Origin of the sequence: Salinivibrio sp. KP-1, from assembly GCF_000968645.1 — a bacterium.
GTDB classification, from domain to species: domain Bacteria; phylum Pseudomonadota; class Gammaproteobacteria; order Enterobacterales; family Vibrionaceae; genus Salinivibrio; species Salinivibrio siamensis.
In genome coordinates this window covers 236,402-255,230 of the sequence record NZ_LAQR01000048.1, presented here as the reverse complement: position 1 = coordinate 255,230, position 18,829 = coordinate 236,402, and the positions used below count along the sequence as shown (strand labels likewise).

At 48.7% G+C, this 18,829-nt stretch carries 15 protein-coding genes; 8 read left to right on the top strand and 7 right to left on the bottom strand.

Translation table 11 applies throughout. The features are described from left to right. Positions 1-44 precede the first annotated feature (44 nt). The 4 genes from glpD to WN56_RS14505 all read right to left on the bottom strand — a co-directional run bounded on the left by glpD (position 45) and on the right by WN56_RS14505 (position 5,389). Positions 45-1,586: a glycerol-3-phosphate dehydrogenase gene (glpD, locus tag WN56_RS14520; RefSeq protein ID WP_046075677.1), complete on the bottom strand. Its 1,542-nt coding sequence runs from the start codon at positions 1,584-1,586 to the stop codon at positions 45-47. Positions 1,587-1,892: 306 nt separating this feature from the next. After that, the gene (gene glpK / locus WN56_RS14515; RefSeq protein WP_046075676.1) at positions 1,893-3,416 is read right to left on the bottom strand and encodes a glycerol kinase GlpK; all 1,524 of its coding nucleotides are present in this window, start codon (positions 3,414-3,416) and stop codon (positions 1,893-1,895) included. A gap of 129 nt (positions 3,417-3,545) precedes the next feature. Then, entirely contained in the window at positions 3,546-4,409 is an 864-nt protein-coding gene (locus WN56_RS14510) for an MIP/aquaporin family protein (protein WP_046075675.1), read from the bottom strand. Positions 4,410-4,690: 281 nt separating this feature from the next. Beyond that, entirely contained in the window at positions 4,691-5,389 is a 699-nt protein-coding gene (locus WN56_RS14505; protein WP_046075674.1) for a riboflavin synthase, read from the bottom strand. A gap of 150 nt (positions 5,390-5,539) precedes the next feature. Between WN56_RS14505 and WN56_RS14500 the strand changes: the two genes are divergently transcribed. The 4 genes from WN56_RS14500 to WN56_RS14485 all read left to right on the top strand — a co-directional run bounded on the left by WN56_RS14500 (position 5,540) and on the right by WN56_RS14485 (position 10,981). Beyond that, positions 5,540-7,714, top strand: coding sequence for a TonB-dependent receptor domain-containing protein (locus WN56_RS14500; protein WP_052708117.1), 2,175 nt, complete (start codon positions 5,540-5,542; stop codon positions 7,712-7,714). Positions 7,715-8,091: 377 nt separating this feature from the next. Further along, positions 8,092-8,724, top strand: coding sequence for a hypothetical protein (locus tag WN56_RS14495; protein ID WP_227486429.1), 633 nt, complete (start codon positions 8,092-8,094; stop codon positions 8,722-8,724). A 2-nt stretch (positions 8,725-8,726) separates the two neighbouring features. After that, positions 8,727-9,818, top strand: coding sequence for a rhomboid family intramembrane serine protease (locus WN56_RS14490; RefSeq protein WP_046075673.1), 1,092 nt, complete (start codon positions 8,727-8,729; stop codon positions 9,816-9,818). A 149-nt stretch (positions 9,819-9,967) separates the two neighbouring features. Further along, complete coding sequence (locus WN56_RS14485; protein ID WP_046075672.1) at positions 9,968-10,981, top strand: 2-hydroxyacid dehydrogenase; 1,014 nt, start codon at positions 9,968-9,970, stop codon at positions 10,979-10,981. 86 nt (positions 10,982-11,067) lie between these two features. Here the strand turns inward: WN56_RS14485 and yiaY are convergent, their stop codons facing one another. Further along, positions 11,068-12,216 carry an L-threonine dehydrogenase gene (yiaY, locus tag WN56_RS14480; RefSeq protein WP_046075671.1) on the bottom strand — a complete coding sequence of 383 codons (1,149 nt, stop codon included), beginning with the start codon at positions 12,214-12,216 and terminating at the stop codon, positions 11,068-11,070. A 285-nt stretch (positions 12,217-12,501) separates the two neighbouring features. On the opposite strand from yiaY, the gene WN56_RS14475 reads away from it, so the two are divergent. Further along, the gene (locus WN56_RS14475; RefSeq protein ID WP_046075670.1) at positions 12,502-13,140 is read left to right on the top strand and encodes an OmpA family protein; all 639 of its coding nucleotides are present in this window, start codon (positions 12,502-12,504) and stop codon (positions 13,138-13,140) included. A gap of 48 nt (positions 13,141-13,188) precedes the next feature. Here WN56_RS14475 and WN56_RS14470 read toward each other — a convergent pair whose 3' ends face one another. After that, positions 13,189-14,745, bottom strand: a complete 1,557-nt coding sequence (locus tag WN56_RS14470; protein ID WP_231637479.1) for a cryptochrome/photolyase family protein — start codon at positions 14,743-14,745, stop codon at positions 13,189-13,191. 191 nt (positions 14,746-14,936) lie between these two features. Between WN56_RS14470 and WN56_RS14465 the strand changes: the two genes are divergently transcribed. Together WN56_RS14465 and WN56_RS14460 are read left to right on the top strand one after the other, a co-directional pair. Further along, the gene (locus tag WN56_RS14465) at positions 14,937-15,467 is read left to right on the top strand and encodes a hypothetical protein (protein WP_052708116.1); all 531 of its coding nucleotides are present in this window, start codon (positions 14,937-14,939) and stop codon (positions 15,465-15,467) included. A 90-nt stretch (positions 15,468-15,557) separates the two neighbouring features. Continuing rightward, on the top strand, positions 15,558-16,220 hold the full coding sequence (locus WN56_RS14460) for a glutathione S-transferase (protein ID WP_046075667.1): 663 nt from the start codon (positions 15,558-15,560) through the stop codon (positions 16,218-16,220). A gap of 13 nt (positions 16,221-16,233) precedes the next feature. Here WN56_RS14460 and WN56_RS14455 read toward each other — a convergent pair whose 3' ends face one another. Beyond that, positions 16,234-16,854, bottom strand: coding sequence for a glutathione S-transferase family protein (locus WN56_RS14455; RefSeq protein ID WP_046075666.1), 621 nt, complete (start codon positions 16,852-16,854; stop codon positions 16,234-16,236). Positions 16,855-17,175: 321 nt separating this feature from the next. On the opposite strand from WN56_RS14455, the gene WN56_RS14450 reads away from it, so the two are divergent. Continuing rightward, the gene (locus tag WN56_RS14450; protein ID WP_046075665.1) at positions 17,176-18,783 is read left to right on the top strand and encodes an ABC transporter substrate-binding protein; all 1,608 of its coding nucleotides are present in this window, start codon (positions 17,176-17,178) and stop codon (positions 18,781-18,783) included. The last annotated feature ends 46 nt before the right edge of the window (positions 18,784-18,829 follow it).

The window sequence follows — 18,829 nt, the reverse complement described above, 5'->3', positions numbered from 1 at the left end:
TGTCATCCCATCGTGTTAGCGACACGGGCTCACTTTACCGAGTGCTAGCTTGCCTCGCTTAATGGCAGTGCGTGTACTTTAACGCGCTGCTGCTCGATGTATTGGCTAATCGCATCAGCCTGTTCTTCAGACAGATACAAGCCTAATTTGGTGCGACGCCATAAGGCATCTTCCGCATGCTGAACAAACTCATATTGCACCAGATAGTTAATTTCCACCTGGTAAACCCCATCAGCAAACCGATGACCCATACCCGCTTCACTGTGACAACCTCTCATTAGTTGATGTGTGCGGGTACCGTAGGTATCGACAAATCGCTGCGCCGTATGATGGCTTAACCACGGATAACGTTGTTTAATCGACAGGGCGAGCTCATCCCGTGTGCAGCTGAAATCACCACCGGGAAGCGCACCGCTAGCCGTCCAAGGCTGACCCATCTTGTCAAAGAATGGCTCGAGTTTGCGCATCGCAGACTCCGCCAGCTTACGATAAGTCGTGAGCTTACCGCCAAAGATGGAAACCAACGGCGCTTGATTGCCTTTTTGTTCCAACTCTATGGTGTAGTCGCGTGTCATCGCCTGTGGCGAGTCCGATTCATCATCACACAATGGTCGCACGCCACTGTAGCTCCAAACGACATCCTGAGGCTGAATTTGGTGAGTAAAGTGCTGATTGACGACATCAACTAAGTAATCGATCTCAGCCTCGTCAATTTTTGCTTCTCGGGGATCGGCTTTATGCTCCACATCCGTGGTACCAATCAATGAGAACTTGTCGAGATATGGGATCACGAAGACGATACGGCCATCATTATTCTGCAGAATATACGCTTGTGGGTCTTGATGAATACGTGGCACAACAATATGAGAGCCTTTGATCATTTTGATCCCACGCGGTGATTTTTCGTGGAGACTGTCATCGTAGAATTGCTTCACCCAAGGGCCAGTCGCGTTCACCAATGCCTTGGCTTTGCGCTCAAAGCGCTCACCGGTATGTGCGTCCTCTAGCGTCACTCGCCAAATCGTGTTTTCACGCTCTGCCGCGACCACTTGGCAGTAATTGCGCACCTCTCCCCCTTTTTCACGCGTATATTGCGCATTGAGTAAGGTTAAGCGCGCATCATCCACCCAAGCATCTGAGTACTCAAACCCGACTTTCATGTCTTTGTTCATGTAGCCAGTTTTACGCAAATCAACCTTGTGGCTGCTCGGTAATGTTGAGCGCTTACCAAGGTGGTCATATAAAAATAATCCACAACGGATCATCCAGGCTGGGCGCAGATACGAGCGATGAGGCAAACGGAAACGCATCGGAAACGCAATATGGGGCGCCTTGTTGATCAGTACCTCACGTTCGGCCAGTGCTTCCGAGACCAAACGGAACTCGTAATGCTCGAGATAGCGCAATCCACCATGAATAAGCTTCGAGCTCGCGGATGAAGTGGCCGATGCGAAATCTTTGGCATCGTACAGACCCACATTGAGTCCACGACCCGCCGCATCAGCAGCGATACCGGCACCATTAATCCCGCCCCCAACCACGAGGATGTCGAGAAGTGCGTCTTGATGAGAATTATGCGTAGTCATTTTTAGCCGACCTTGTTCAAATATGAGCGAACGAACATTAACTGATGGGTGTAACTGTATATCAACTTTCGTTTTCGGTCACTATATATGTTCGAAAAATTATTATTGACTGTGACAAGTGTAGAAGAAGTGTTAAGAAAAAGGCGTTCATGTGAACTAAAAAACCGTCTAGCGAGTAGTCCTATGCCTTTATAGGCGGAGAAAAAACGCAGTAAAAGAGAGGAACACGATCAATCGGCCGGCGACAGGGCAATATGAAAAAAGGCGCGAAAACGCGCCTTTCATTATAAAAGAGTGATATCAGGCTTACACATCTTCTTCTTCACTATGCAGCTCAGCCCACGCTTGTGCGCATTTTACTGCTCGCTTCCAACCACGATAGCGGCGATTGCGTTTTTCTTCGTCTCGATGTGGTTCAAAGCTTCGGTCCAGTTTGGCTTTATCTTTTAGCTCATCCAGGCCATCCCAGAAACCGACCGCCATACCCGCAAGGTACGCCGCGCCTAACGCGGTGACTTCTGTCACTTCCGGACGATGCACGTCGGTGTCGAGCACATCGGCTTGGAACTGCATCAAGAAGTTATTGGCAACGGCGCCGCCATCAACACGTAACGCTTCAAGCTTAATACCTGAATCCGCCTGCATGGCATCCAATACATCACGCGTTTGATAGGCAATGCTTTCTAGGGTTGCGCGAATGATATGGTTAGAGTTCACACCACGGGTCAGCCCCACAATGGTACCGCGAGCGTAGGCATCCCAATAGGGTGCTCCCAAACCGGTAAACGCCGGGACAACATACACGCCATTCGATGTATCAACTTTGGTGGCAAAGTATTCAGAGTCATGGGCGTCTTCCACCACTTTTAGCTCGTCACGGAGCCATTGAATTGAGGCACCACCCATAAAGACCGCGCCCTCAAGCGCATAGGATGGTTCGCCCTGCGGGCCACAACCAATGGTAGTCAACAGGCCATGGCTCGATGTCACCTTCTCTTGCCCGGTGTTCATTAGCAAAAAGCAGCCCGTTCCATAGGTGTTTTTCGCTTGGCCGGCTTCAACACACATTTGTCCGAATAGGGCTGCTTGTTGGTCACCCGCAATCCCCGCGATAGGAATACGCGTACCGCCTTTACCACCGATATTCGTTTGTCCATAGACTTCGGAAGAGCGACGTACTTCAGGGAGCATTGAAGCAGGGATCCCAAGCTCATCGAGCATTTTTTGATCCCAGCACATATCATTGATATTAAACAGCATGGTGCGTGATGCGTTAGTATAATCAGTCACATGCACACGCCCTTGAGTCATCTTCCATACCAACCAGGTATCCACAGTACCGAATAGCAGTTTACCGGCTTCTGCGTCTTCGCGCGCACCTTCTACGTTATCCAAGATCCATTTCACCTTGGTGCCAGAGAAGTAAGGGTCAAGGACTAACCCAGTATTATCACGCACATAAGACGCCAATCCACGCTCGCGCAAGTCATGACAGATGTCAGCAGTACGGCGGCATTGCCACACGATGGCATTGTAAACCGGTTTACCGGTTTCTTTGTTCCACACAACCGTGGTTTCACGTTGGTTAGTAATCCCGATCCCAGCAATCTCATCGCTACGAATGCCGGTTTTGCCCAGCACTTCCACCAGCGTTGAGCTTTGGGTGGCATAAATTTCCATTGGATCGTGCTCAACCCAACCTGCTTGCGGATAAATTTGCGTAAACTCGCGCTGAGATACACCGACGATATTGGCATCGTGATCCATAACCACTGCACGTGAGCTGGTGGTGCCTTGGTCGAGAGCAACAATATACTTGTTCGCTGACATAATAGGGTTTCCTTCTATCTCTCTTATTTTAGTCTGTATTGCGACATTTCGCGCCATGTGTCATTGCACATTGCTCAATGTCGCGCATTGCTTTATTTCATGCTGAGCGCCATTGGACACAGTGCTAGGTTAGGCGTTGACTTCTCGCGTCTCCGTTTCAGCCAGCTCATCGTCGTCACATTGGTTAGGGATCGTACAGCCATGTCCTGCTTGGGGGAGATATGGGGCAATCGCTTTCGGATACAACCAACCGCCAAAGCAGGCACCCAAAATAGGGGCAACAATAGGGACAATGAAATACGGGATATCACGCGCGCCCGTCAGGGCATAGTCCCATCCAGCGAGGTAAGCAAACAGCTTCGGACCAAAGTCACGCGCTGGGTTCATCGCAAACCCGGTCAATGGACCCAAAGAGCCACCAATGACGGCAATAAGAATACCGATTAGCAGCGGATTCATTGGACCACGAGCCGCACCATTGTTTTCATCACCCAGTGCGAGAATACCGAACATCAGTACCGCAGTGATCACAAACTCTACCGCCATGGCGCCCGTAAATGACAAGGCAGGATGCGCATAGGTCGAGAAGATCCCCGCCGTCGACAAGGCCTCAGGGCTACTGCGCAGCATGTTGTTTGCCAGCTCAAACTCGACAAAAAGGTTACTATAAAGGCTATAGACGAGCGCAGCCGAGGCAAACGCGCCAAGCATTTGTGAAATGATGTATGGAACAACTTTACTCTTATCAAAGCCGTGGAACGCGGCGAGTGCAATGGTGACCGCGGGGTTAATGTGCGCGCCGGACACCCCTGCGGTACAGTAAATGGCGATGGCGACACCAAAGCCCCATACAATACTGATTTCCCACTGACCAAAGTCAGCGCCGGTGAGCACTAAAGCGGCCACGCAGCCCACACCAAAAAAAATGAGTAAGCCCGTGCCGATAAACTCGGACACGCACTCTCCTAATAGAGTCGACGATGCCTTTTTCATATGATTATCCTTGTCACTGTTAGTAGGGTTACACGTTCAAAACCACACTATCATTTTGCATAATCACAGCATCTCGAAAACAAACTCACAACAAAAATGAGCGTTCGAGCATAATTTTATGTCTTAATACTGACATTTTTGTTAACCACATCATTATTTGAGCAAGTTCGCGCACAAAGTGAGCAAGTGGAGCTTGGGCAGCTTGGAAGGCAGGCGGCGCGTCGCTCGCCCCGCCTGTTGCGGCATTAGCCGGATGGAGAGAATGTTTGCTATTTGTTAATTCATGGTTGCTTAGCGACACCGATGGTATCTAGATCAATCCCCTGCTCTTTCGCAAGCGATTCGAGTACGGGAAGTAAAGGACCCAATTGCTCATTGAGCGTCTCGCGCACCGTGTCGACCATGACTTGCGTCTGGCGCTCGATTTCGATATTCACTTGATCCCCTTCTGCCTTTCGCTCGAACGTTGTCATTCGACGTGTTTCAGGAATAAGCCAAACATCAAACCAGCCTTGGTCTTTGTTCACCTCTGCGATGGTCAAACTCGCACCATTAATGGCAATATAGCCTTTGGAAAAAACATAGCGCATCCATTCAGGCTGTACCGAAAAGCGCAAACGATAATTTTCTTCTTGTACCAGCACATCGGATAAGGTCGCACGGCAATCGACGTGTCCCGATAACGGATGTCCGCCAATTTCAGCGCCATCTTTCGCGGCACGTTCAGCATTCACCGTATCCCCAGCTTTGATGCTGTTTAGTGTCGTAATCGCGAGACTTTGTACCATCACATCGAAGCGAACCAGCGTTTGTTCAAGCAGCTCAGTCACTGTCAAGCACACACCATCGATGGCGACACTGGCTCCCACCGCTAACCCCTCACAAAAACCATCCGGGAAACGAATATCGAATGTTCGAATACCTTGATGATCGCGGCAAACTTCAATATTTGCCACCGCTTGAATAATTCCGGTAAACATGGGCATATCCTATTGAGCATTTCCCAGTATCATACTGCTTGGCAACGAAAATGACCAATGAATAACTGATAATCAATCTCATTAACATTGCTAGTTACCCAGAGCTGGCGTATAGTGCGCGCTTTTATACGTCAGTGAAGTAGTATCAATATGCCATATCGCTCTCTACGTTTTTCCATTTTGGCAGCCTTTGCCGTTAGTGCCCAAACCACCAGTGCGACCACAAACTCCTCTTCTAGCCGCATTGAAACTATCGAGATACAAGGTGAGCAATTAAACCACCCTATCACCCTCACCTCACCCGGAAAGTCGACGTTAGAGCTAGACGATATCCAACGTGAACAGGCGCATAATATCGGAGAATTGGTAATGAAGATGCCTGGCGTCTCACTCGACGCTGGCGCACGTCCAGGCAGTGAACGTATCAATGTGTGGGGCTTTTCGCATCCCTCGGCACTGTCTGTTCGGGTCGATGGTGCCCCCGTCGGCTTTCAACAGTATCGCTATGGTAGCTTTTTCATCGATCCTCAGTTACTACGATCCGTGCGCGTGGTAAGAGGCGATCATAATGTGCGTGCCAGTGTGGGGGCTTTTGGTGGCAGCTTTATCATGGAAACCAAAGAAGCGGCTGACTTTCTTGACCCTGATTCGTCGATTGGCGCGATGGCTCAAGCCGGCTTCAACAGTGTGAACCAACAATGGAAGCGCAGTGTGACCACTTATGGTGCTTCTGACGCTGGTTGGTCAGTGCTGTTGCATGGCTCTCGACGTGATGCCGATGATATCGAACTGGGCAACGGTGATGTCTTTACGTTCTCTGGCTACCGTCAACACAGTTTGCTGGGTAAGATTCGCTACCAGTCAAACGCGCACAATATGATGCTCAGCCACACCCGCTATGACGACCAAGGGAGAAAGCCGTGGGCGAATCGTCGCGGCACCATGCCTTCAATTAGTGATTACAAAATCAATAAATATGGTAGCTACGAAGCCGCATTATTCGCCACCTCAGTAGATAATCACTATCGCGAATATACCAGTACGTTGAATTATCACTATCAACCGTTTAACGACAATATCGACACCCGTGTCGTGATCGCGCATTCACAAAACCATCGCTATTGGGAGCGCCCAGATAGTACCTATCAGTCTTACATCACATCAGGCCAATACGGCCACCAAGTCTGGTTGTCCTATGAGCGTTGGTTTGCCGAGATCACCAATACCAGTTACCTCGGTGATCACGAAGTCATGATCGGGGCCCAGTATCAAGATCAAGACCGAGACTCACACGTCTACAACCACACGTATCGTAAAAAGCCATCGAAAAACAACGGCTATTACACACCCAACTTTGAACCATCGGGCGCGCAACAAACAGCCAGCGTGTTTATACAAGATAAGTACTTTATTACCCCAGATCTCGAACTCACCGCCTCACTTCGCTATAGCCATATTCGATCACAAGGTGTGCCAAACCCAGCGCCTGATTACAACGATCCATCAGTCGGCCATGATTACAGCGCTATCAGCCACCAAGGCTGGGAGCCCCGTGTTGCATTGACTTATGATGTCAGTGCATCAACACAGCTTAAAGCGGCTTATGCCTATGGAGTGAAAGCGCCAACCATTGACGAGTTATATACGGTGCAATATGCCAAGGCCTCAAAACGGGCATCTTCAAGTCGCGACCTTTCCGTCACTCGTATCAATGCGTATCTGTTGGGCTTGTCTGATAAACGTCAAAATGTGTTAACTGCAGGCGATCATCTCGCCTCCGAAGTCACATTATTCTGGAATGATATTATTCATGATGTTGCCCAGCGCCGAGGTGTCAATGCAACCAAGCAAAAAGAGGGCTATTACACCAACTTGGACGGACGCTATACCTACGGTTTCGACGCACAACTGCAATATCGTCTCGGCAAGTGGTCTGCCGACGCGTCTGTCTCTATGGTGCGAGGTAAACACAAAGGTTCGTTGCGCGATAGCACTGGCGACGACGAATACTGGTATGAAAACCCACCACTCAATGCCATGTTGGGAATTGGGCACCAATTAACGGATACCGTCCAAATCGGGTGGCAAGGACAATACTGGGATGAGCAAGACCGTCTTCCAGAGAACTCCTTTTTGTATACGGCAAATGTGGAGAGCGACGCTTACTTCTTCCAAAACCTGTATGGAGAATGGAAGCCCAGCGATGATTTCGTGCTTCACGCAACCATCGTCAATCTTACCGATCAGTATTACACGCCTTATCTGTCTGCCGGTGTGCCAGCCGCTGGCCGAGATATCCGCATTAATGCCACGATGCGTTTTTAACCAATCGGGAGAAGCCCAACTCGCAAAGCCGGACACACGTTCGGCTTTTTCATTACATCGATGCGAGCCAACATTTTCCAACCGGATCAATCATTCATCATTTAGGCTATTGACAGACAAAACGGTTGTCCTGCTTTGAGCTTGCCCATAAAACTTGGATTTCTGCTCATGGGTTAACCCACGTTCTGACTTCACGCGCTCCGCTCATACCCAATGAGTACTGTATATAAAGGCAGAGTAATTACTCTATTAGGCATATTTTTCGACTCAGCCTCAAATTCTGTCTAATTATACCTATAAATTCGATATCAACATTCATATCATAGCGCGGTTAATTTTCCACCTTTTACTGCCTCACCACCCGAAGGACAATGAATATGGCTAACGAACGATCATCGGATCAGTCGCAAGAAAGCACGTCAAGTTCCCAAATGGAAAAAACACCGTTAGTAAAAAAACTAGATAATCAAGAGTTAAAAAACACAGGTTTCTGGCTTAGCCAACTATTTATGATCATATCAACAATAGTGGGCGTCTACTTGGCTGCCCAAAGTGGCTTGGAGCAAGCATTAACATTTGATGCATACAGTAAAATGGAGGACAACTATTATTTACGCCAATCCCTTCATGCTGAGCTTACCGACAATGCTGATGCGATTGAGGCCTATGCCGATGAATTTCTAATTCGTAGTCGTCCATTACAAGAAATCAAAGATTTTCGCCCCCCTCTTGATCGTTATGTTTGGGAAACGATGAAATACAACCCAACAACGTTAGAAACACCCAGTTCGTTAATCACTCAGGCTCGCCGATTTTATTCACACTCCGATAATTTAATGGATAGAGCCGAACGGCGAGCCTTGGGTGCCAACTATGCAGGTAAGCAGCTCAAAAAGCTGGTTAAAAAGCTTCGCGAACAAACATTACCCGATTTAAAACGCAGTGCTGAGCAATTGAAAAAGGAACTCAGTGAGAAAGGTGTAGAAATCGGTTCACTTAAGGAAACGTAATTATGACCAAGCGTAATAGTTGCCCAAAATGTCAAAACCAAGAGTTACTTGCGACCGAGTATCAGGGTGAAACGATTGACGTATGTCGTGGATGCGGAGGTCTCTGGTTTGAGAAAATGGAAGTCAATCGTCTAATTGAAGAAGTTAATGATGGGCCAATAGGTGAATGTTTCAGCGAGCGTTTTGGCGATTGGATCGCTGATACGGAACTTGATTGCCCAGAATGTAATGAGCATATGACACGCCACCACTTGCTGGAAAACTTTCATGTTGAGATTGATGTATGTCGACAATGTAACGGTAGCTGGATAGACAAGGAAGAGCTAGAAGCAGTAGAGAAAAGTCCCGTACTAAAAGAGACGCTCGATCATCTCAACAAAAAAATTAGTTGGAAAACATATTTGTTTCAAATGCTCACGGCCATGCCTGTTGAGTACAACATCAAACCTCAAAGCAAGCCATGGGTAAACTGGTCATTAATCGCAATTAACATTCTCATTTTTCTGACCTATGCAGCGAATGACAGCAGTATGCATTATGTCCTCGATAACTTTGCAATGATTGCAAACGAAGTGAGCCATGGAGAAAAGCTATATACGTTACTGACTGCGACATTTTTGCACGGTGGTCCTATACATCTCGCTGGCAATATGTACTTTCTTTTTGTTGTCGGAGATAATATAGAAGATGTGCTCGGCCATAAAAAGTATCTCATACTTTACTTGCTCTGCGGTTTAGGCGCGTCACTGATCAGCATGGTGGCTCATATAGGCAGTGCTATCCCAGCACTGGGGGCGAGTGGGGCTATTGCGGGGTTATTTGGTATTTACCTTGTATGGTTCCGCAATGCTAGCCTAACATTCATGTTCTTTTTTTATCAGCGCAAGCTCGCCGCCGCTTGGTTCTTTGCTATTTGGCTTGGTTTTAACCTCTTGGGAGCACTTTCCGGTGCAATGGGTGTCGACTACGCAGCGCATATTGGTGGTTTTTTAATTGGCCTGGGCATTGGCCTAGCCACTAAAGAAAAAATATGGGAAGCAAACCCTCTGGTGCGATTGATAAATAGCGACTTTGCTCAAATCAAACGTACCTAAAAGACCCGCTCTACGCATCGCGCCGGTCAAGGCAGCGATGCGTCTCTCTCTAGCCCCCATTTCCATGCTATTTGGGGGTTTATTTTTGATGGAAATCACGTTATTGATACACATCACATTTCCTCCTCGACAGCTTCGGAGGCTAGTTAATGACGACCATTGCCGTATTTAGCGCCAAATCTTATGACAAGGCCGCCTTCTCCCATGTGAATGCTGCGTTTGATTATACGTTTGAGTTCCATGATTTCTTACTCACTGAAAAAACCGCCAAAATGGCGCAAGGTGCGCAAGCCATTTGTGCTTTCGTGAACGACGACCTTTCTCGACCTGTTTTAGAAATTCTGGCAGATTCAGGGGTTTATTTAGTTGCATTACGTTGCGCGGGATACGATCGTGTCGATCTGGATGCTGCCAAGTCGTTGGGCATCACTGTGGTCCGTGTCCCCGCTTACTCGCCTGAGTCGGTCGCCGAGCATACGGTTGGCATGATGATGTGCCTCAACCGCCGTTTTCATAAAGCATACCAACGCACCCGAGACGCTAACTTTGAGCTGGATGGTTTAGTTGGGTTTAATTTCCATGGTAAGACAGCTGGGATCATCGGCACGGGCAAAATCGGTATTGCTACCATGCGCATTCTTAATGGGCTAGGCATGCGTATTCTCTGCCACGACCCCTATGAAAACCCCGAAGCCATTGCGCTTGGTGCTGAGTATGTCTCGAAAGAAACGCTGTATGCCCAAAGCGACATTGTTTCCCTGCATTGTCCAATGTCTCAAGATAACTATCACTTGCTTAGCGCCGACGCCTTTGCGCAAATGAAAGATGGCGTGATGATAATCAATACCAGCCGAGGCGAGCTACTCGACTCGGTTGCCGCCATTGAGTCACTTAAACAGGGGCGCATCGGATCGTTGGGACTGGATGTTTACGATAATGAGCGTGAACTGTTTTTCCAAGATAAATCGAATGATGTGATTGTCGATGATGTGTTCCGTCGCCTTTCAGCCTGTCACAACGTGCTGATTACCGGCCACCAAGCGTTCTTGACCAAAGAAGCACTGCACAATATCGCCGAGACGACTTTAACCAATATTCAAACCGTTCTGGGCGGGCAAACCTGTCAAAACCAGATCGCTGAAGTCGAAGATCGCAGCGATTAACCTCGCGTGTTTCACGGATTCACCCATAAAACAGGCCTGGATATTCAGGCCTGTTTCCGCTCAATGATCACGGGATAACGTCAGTGCTACATGGCTTCCATAAAAATCTTGGCGATTTCGTCGTGTGTTGCTTGTTTCGGGTTAGTGAAACCACACGCATCTTTCAACGCATTTTCAGTCAGCACATCAATATCTTCTTGTTTGGCACCTAATTCGCTCAAGCCAGCTGGAATTCCTACGTCCGTTGAAAGCGACTGAATGGCTTGGATGGCGGCTTTCGCCCCCTCATCGGCCGTCATATTCTCCGTATCCACGCCCATTGCGGTGGCAACATCACGCAAACGCGCGGCGCAAACCTGCGCGTTATAGCGCTGAACATGAGGCAACAATACGGCATTGCACACGCCATGCGGCAAGTCATAAAAGCCACCAAGCTGGTGAGCCATCGCGTGAACATAACCCAGTGACGCATTATTAAATGCCATACCCGCCATGAACTGGGCATAGGCCATTTGCTCGCGCGCGTCGATGTTTTGTCCATCCGCCACAGCGGTGCGAAGATTCTCTTGGATTAACGTCATCGCTTTTAACGCCACTGCATCGGTAATGGGTGTCGCTGCGGTAGACACATAGGCTTCAATCGCGTGAGTGAGCGCATCCATACCTGTGGCCGCCGTTAATGAGGCGGGTTTAGCCAACATTAACTCAGGGTCGTTGACAGAAATAATAGGTGTAGTGTGCTTATCCACAATCGCCATTTTGATATGACGCGCTTCATCGGTGATGATACAAAACCGCGTCATTTCCGATGCCGTTCCTGCCGTTGTATTAATCGCGATAAGCGGCAACTGCGGTTTGGCAGATTGATCAACCCCCTCATAGTCGCCTATTTGCCCGCCATTAGTCGCCACTAGGGCAATCCCTTTAGCGCAATCGTGTGGTGAGCCACCACCGAGTGAAATCACGCAATCACACTGGCTTTCTTGCAACAGGGCCAGACCTTGCGCCACGTTATCAGTCGTCGGGTTCGGCTGTGTGCCATCATAGACCACACAATCGACCTGCCGGCTATCAAGCAGCGCGGCTATTTGTTTTACCACACCAATTTGACTCAATACCTTATCTGTCACGATCAGGGCTTTTTTGAAACCGTGTGATTGAATCGCGTCTGCCGCCTCTGCAAGGCACCCTGCCCCCATAAGGTTAACGGCTGGGATAAAGAAAGTGCTCGACATGATCGTTGGCTCCTTTTGTAGGGATAACAGGGTTGTCACAGAGACTGTGCTCCCCTTTTGATTTGATGCCTTTTTGTAACACGTAGTTTGTTCGTCACATTTTGATCCAGCGCAATTTGCTTGACAGGATGCAGAGCTAAAAAGACAGAATTGAGAGTTGTGTCATCGGCGTGCTCAATATCGTTTAAAACGGCAGCAACAATTCATTTTTTTGACACTTTCTTGAAGAACACTGTCTAACGTGCGATAGGTTATGGTAGCTAACGCGTAAATAGAGAGAAGACAATGGGAAAAAAATACAAACTCACCGCTGTGGCAGTATTGACGGCATCTTTGGCGCTCACCGGCTGTGAATCGATGTCTAACACCCAAAAGGGCGCAGCCATTGGTGCCATCACCGGGGCTATCGCGGGTAAATCGACATCCAATCATAAGGATAAGCGCGCATTTATTGGGGCCGCGATTGGTGCCATCGGAGGGGCTGCAGTCGGCAACTACATGGATAAACAAGAGCAAGCTTTCCGTGAGGAACTGGCTGGTTCTGGCATCCAGGTGGTCCGTGAAGGGGATAATATTCGCTTGATTATGCCGTCAAACATCACGTTTGGGCTTGACCAAGACGCCATTGCTGCCGACTTTTATCCTACCCTCAATGCCGTCGCTAAAGTGATGCGTAAATACGATAAAACCTTTTTAAGCATTGAAGGGCACACGGATAACACCGGTGCCGCCTCTTACAACCAACGCTTGTCAGAGCGCCGTGCAATGAGTGTTAAGGGCTACCTTGCCAGCCAATCGATTGACAGCGCACGCCTGTATACCTCGGGATTTGGTGAAACCCGTCCTCTGGTCGCGAACAACAGCGCCTCAAACCGCGCCTTGAACCGTCGCGTCGAGATCCAAGTCGTTCCTAATACCCAGTAATCATGAGTCCGGCGCGTTCATCGTACGTGAGCGCGCCGAATAAACAGACTACAAAGCATCTAAGTTATCGAGCAACGCTTCTGCATGACGTAAGATGCCATCACGCTGGGTCGGCGCCATTTTGTCCCAATTTCTATAAGGCATTGCTGTACGCGGGTTATGCGCAAATCGCTCGCGATGCCGATGCATAAAATGCCAATAAAGTGCGTTGAGCGGGCACGCTTTCTCGCCGGTTTTGTCCTTCACCGAATAATGACAATCACCGCAATAATCACTCATGCGATGAATATAGGCCCCACTGGCGGCATAAGGCTTAGTCGCCACAAGCCCGTTATCGGCAAACTGGGTCATCCCTCGGGTGTTAGGCATCTCAACCCACTCAATCGCGTCGATATAAATCGACAAATACCAATCATCTACCTCATCCGGCGCGACGCCCGCCAATAGGCAAAAGTTGCCCGTCACCATTAAGCGTTGGATATGATGCGCGTATGCGGTCTGCAAGGATTGCGTGACCGCCTGTGAGACACAACGCATTTTGGTATCGCCCGTCCAAAAAAAACGAGGAAGCGGCCGCTGCGCGGATAATGCGTTCTTGTTAGCGTAGGCAGGCATGTTTGTCCAATATACCCCGCGTATATACTCTCGCCAGCCTAGAATTTGACGCACAAACCCTTCAATTTGAGCAAGGTTAATCGCCTCCTCCGCTCGAAAGTGGCTAATCGCCGTTTCAATCACCTGCATTGGATGCAATAACTTGGCATTTAACGCAAAGGATAGACGGCTGTGATAGAGGCTCCATTGGTGTTCGCTTTGCCCTGTCATAGCGTCTTGGAATTGACCAAACAGGGGCAGACAGTGGCGACAAAAATGATCCAACAACGTTTTAGCCTGTGAACGGGTCACAGGCCAGAGCAAGTCTGGCGCTGGCTCTCCGATCGTCGCCACGTGATGCCGTTCAATACGCGCCAAAATATCGCGTACATCATTGCTAAATATTAAGGGGGTTGGAATAGCCGCTAAATCACTTTTCTTGAGTTTATTACGATTGTCTTGATCGAAGTTCCACCGCCCTCCCTCTGGAGATTCTCCCTCCATCAAAATGCCAAACTGCCGTCGCATATCGCGATAGAAATACTCCATTTTGCGATGTTTATTGGCAGTGAACTGCTTGGATATTTGATCGAACGGCAGTAAAAAGTGCTCGGTATCCACGCATGTCACTGTGACAAGCTGGGGTAAAGCCATCTCTTTTAATTGCTCGTCTAGCCGGTATTCGTCCGGGCGTTGATATTCAAACGTTTTGATCTGATAGTGCTCGCACAGATCAGCCACTAACGCCGGTAAGTTTTCGTAATTTTGCGTGTCATCCAAGGTTAGGTAGCAAACATGATGCCCCGCTTGACTCAGGGCATGGGAAAACGCTTCCATGGCAGCGAAGAAAGCGCACACCTTTTGGATATGATGTTTGACATAGGTTGCTTCTTGCTTGAGCTCGGCAACAAGATACAGCACATTTTCATCGGTCTTTTTGTACCATGAGTGGCTGGCGTTGAGTTGATCACCTAACACAAGACGCAACGTTGAGTACTGGCTATTGGTCACTGGCACCTCGGTATCTATCAAATAAGCTTTAAGCGATACGCAGCAAACCACATTTTCGATGATTAACCCTGGCGGGTGCTTGAATCTTAGGGAAAACCCTCTACATTAGAGCCAGTATTGATCACCCATGCGGCGGCGAGGCGATGAGAGCATTCTTTGTCGGGCTTTTTTTACTCCCAATAGCAATGATAGTGGCTGAGCCAGCGCGTGCCATGAATGAACCGGCAAGCCAATTTGTTCAAGATCTTCGCTTTCATGGCTATATCGACAATTATGGCAATGTGAAACTTCGCTTTGCCCCGATTACCGCTTTACCGGCAGGTTTTAAGACCAAAGGTTACTTGGATATCGAGGCCAGTGATATCGTACGTCTCCCGCGTGGGCTTGATGTTGGTGGTTACTTTAATGCCGCCAATACAGCGATTAGACAACTCCCAAGAATGAAAGTGGGGGGATATATCAACCTCACCAATACCGCCATTAACCGCCTTCCTCCTAATTTAGTCGTTCGGGGTGATTTAAGCCTCGTCAACACACCGCTTACGCAATTACCGCGCCGTTTGTTTGTGGAAGGAAATCTATACCTGACAAATTCACCCATTGAGCGCATTCCTGACGATATCTACGTAGGCGGAAATCTCTATATCCGCGGTACCAATATCCAGTCAGTCAGCCCCGATCTTCGTATTGAAGGCCAGGTGCTTCCTTCTTTAAATCAATGATCTCGCGCTCGGCGTTGATCGAATTAGTTGTCAATCCGTACGTTAATCCCGAGCCTAGTTTTTAAATTACAGTCAAAAAAACGGTCCACTATGATTATCTTACATCATCTAGAGCAATCGCGATCGCAGCGGATTGTCTGGTTATTAGAGTCGCTGGCGATTCCGTATCAGCTGGTACGTCACCAACGTGATCCAAAAACCAAACTTGCGCCTCGCGAACTGAAGAAGATACACAGTTTAGGGAAAGCACCCATCATCGAAGACGGCGATGTGGTGATTGCCGAGTCAGGGGCGATCATTGAATATCTTATCGACAAGTACGGCGATGGCACGCTAACCCCCAACACGGATAAAGAAAAGGGCCTGTACCGCTATTGGATGCATTATGCGGAAGGCTCCCTGATGCCGCCGTTGGTGATGTCTTTGATCTTTAGCAAGATCCCAGAATCACCGATGCCATTCTTTATTCGCCCCGTGGCAAAAAAGCTGATGAAAGGCGTCACTGAACAGTTTCTCGCCCCACAGCTTCGCGATCATTTTGCGATGATTGATTCACATCTCGCCAAACACACCTGGCTGTGTGGAGACACGCTAACAGCGGCCGACATTCAGATGAGCTTTCCGTTACTAGCGGCGCGCAAGCAATTGGATGCTCAAAAGCACGCCAATATTCTTCGCTACCTTGAACACGTTGAGCAACAGCCTGGGTATCAAAATGCCTTGTGTGTTGTCGGCCCTCTACAAGCGTTATAAAACCACCCAACGCTTATGTGGGCAGCGTTGATGCTGCCTGCATCACCCAGCGTTGATAACCGGGTCGGTCACTCAATTGTTGATACCAACGGGAAACATTGGGTGGTAGCACCCAGTCGCTTTGCTGGCTAAGGCAATGGATTAAACTTCCCACGGCAATATCTGCCAACGTCATGCGATCTGAGGTGAGATACAGCTGGTCGTCGAGTGCATCATTGACTCTCTCTAACTCATAGCGGCATTGTTCCATCGCCCGTTGCTTCGCTTGCCCCTCATCGGAACCGTCAGGGGTAGAGGCAAACAAAGCGGCTTTGATGACTGGCTGGAAAGAAGACAAACACCAGTCCATCCAGCGCTCATAACAGGAACGTTGAAAGGCACAATCGGGATACCACATTTTATTGCCGTAACATGCGACGAGATAACGCAATATAGTGTGTGACTCCCAAACACTATTGGGACCATCTTCGAGCACGGGCACCTGGCGCATCGGACACCGCTGTGCGACCGCTTGCGCATCGTGCCGATTGTGGTGAATATCGACTTCTTCTAGCGCGATACTTAAATCTAACTCATCGATTAGCCACATCACTTTCTGAACATTAATCGATAGCGGATGCCCATAAACTTTCATTTTGCTCTCCTTGTCACGCGATAAAGCAGTTCCTTGCTCGGCTGCACCTTCGAGGCTCGCACAATCCTTTTTCCATAGCAAGTAATCGGGTAGATCAGCCAAAAACCTCAAGACTTGACCAATAATGCACCACAACAGCAACAGGTTGCACCTCGTTATAAGCTTTTTGTGATGTTTCCTTCTGAAACGGATACGCCAAATTACGGTGGGCTTATCCAGCTATGTCACATTTCTTTCATCACGTATTGGCCTACCCGGGTATCAGCGTTAATCTATTGATTGTTAAGACTTATTAACAAAACACTCAACCAAGGAAGGATTATGAAAACAACGGTATTAGCCAGTGCGCTAGCACTCGCATTGAGCGGCTCGGCGCTTGCCGCGCAAGTCCCTGATGACGTCACCCTTGCCGAAAACCAAACGCTTATCTGGGGTGTCGCGGGGGAAGTACCCACGTTAGACCCTACCAAGTCCAGTGATACCGCCAGCAATAAAATCATCTCGGATTTGTTTGAAGGATTGATGGTACGCAATCCAAATGGCGACGTCGTACCTGGCCTCGCCAAAGACTGGGAGGTAAGCGAAGACGGGCTCACCTATACATTCCACCTTCGCAAAGCAAAATGGTCTGACGGTGAGCCCATCACCGCAGACGATGTAGTGTATACGCTACAGCGTGTGGTTGACCCGGTCACTGGCGCGCCTTATGCCTGGTACCTAGGGACTGCCAATATCCAAAATGCCAAAGCGATCACCGACGGTGAAAAATCCGCTGAGCAGCTTGGCGTCAAAGCCATCGACGATCACACGGTAGAATTTACCCTTGAGCGCCGCACGCCCTACTTCCCGAATATGCTCACCCACTCGTCCACCTATCCGGTGCCACAGCATGCATTGGAAGCTTTTGGTGATAGCTGGACCCGCCCAGATAACATGGTCAACTCAGGCGCTTACAATCTCACCAACTGGGTCATCAACGAACGAATTGATTTAGCCCGTAACCCACTTTATTGGAATAACGACGAAACGGTGATTGATAAAACCTCGTATGTCGCTTCCAGTGATGTCAACGCTGAATATAACCGCTACCGTACCGGTGAAATTGATATCACTTCTAGTTTTCCACTTGAGGCCTTTGATCAGATTAAAAAGGAACGCCCTAATGAACTGATCACTATGCCGTCTCTGGCGACTTACTATTATTTGTTCAACACAGAGAAAGCGCCCTTTGACGATGTGCGAGTCCGTAAGGCGTTGTCGTATGCGATTGATAGAAACATCATTACCGACATTATCCTCGGTCAGGGCCAGCTTCCGGCATATAGCGCCACACCGCCAGCCATCAACCATTTTGAGCCACCTAAGCTCGAGTGGGCGGAAATGAGCCAAGATGAACGCTATCAAAAAGCCAAAGCCTTGCTGGCAGAAGCCGGCTATACCCAAGATAACCCACTGGAATTTGAGCTGGTCTATAACACCATGGAGTCACACAAAAAACTGGCGTTAGCCGTGACGTCTATGTGGAAGCGTCATCTTCCTGTCAATGTCAATTTGGCCAATCAAGAGTGGAAAACTTTCTTACAAAAAGTCTTACAAAAAGACTTTGATGTCGCCCGCGACGGTTGGATAGGTGATTACAACGAAGCGTCCACGTTCCTTAGCTATTTCAGTAGTGATGGTATGAACAAAACCAGTTGGGGCAATGAAGATTATGACAAGGCACTTGATCAGGCTCTAACGGTCGCGGAGCCCGAGAAGCGAAAAGCGTACTACCAAGAGGCAGAGCGTATTTTCGCCCGTGACATGCCGGCGATCCCATTGTATTTCTATACCCGTAGCGTGATTAAGAGTCCGAAAGTGGGCGGGTATAACACCGATAACCCCAACAAGCTAAGGTATACACGTAACCTGTATATCACCAAAAATTGATCGCCTCTGAATAAAGGCAACCTATCAATGAGGCCAACGCCACGCT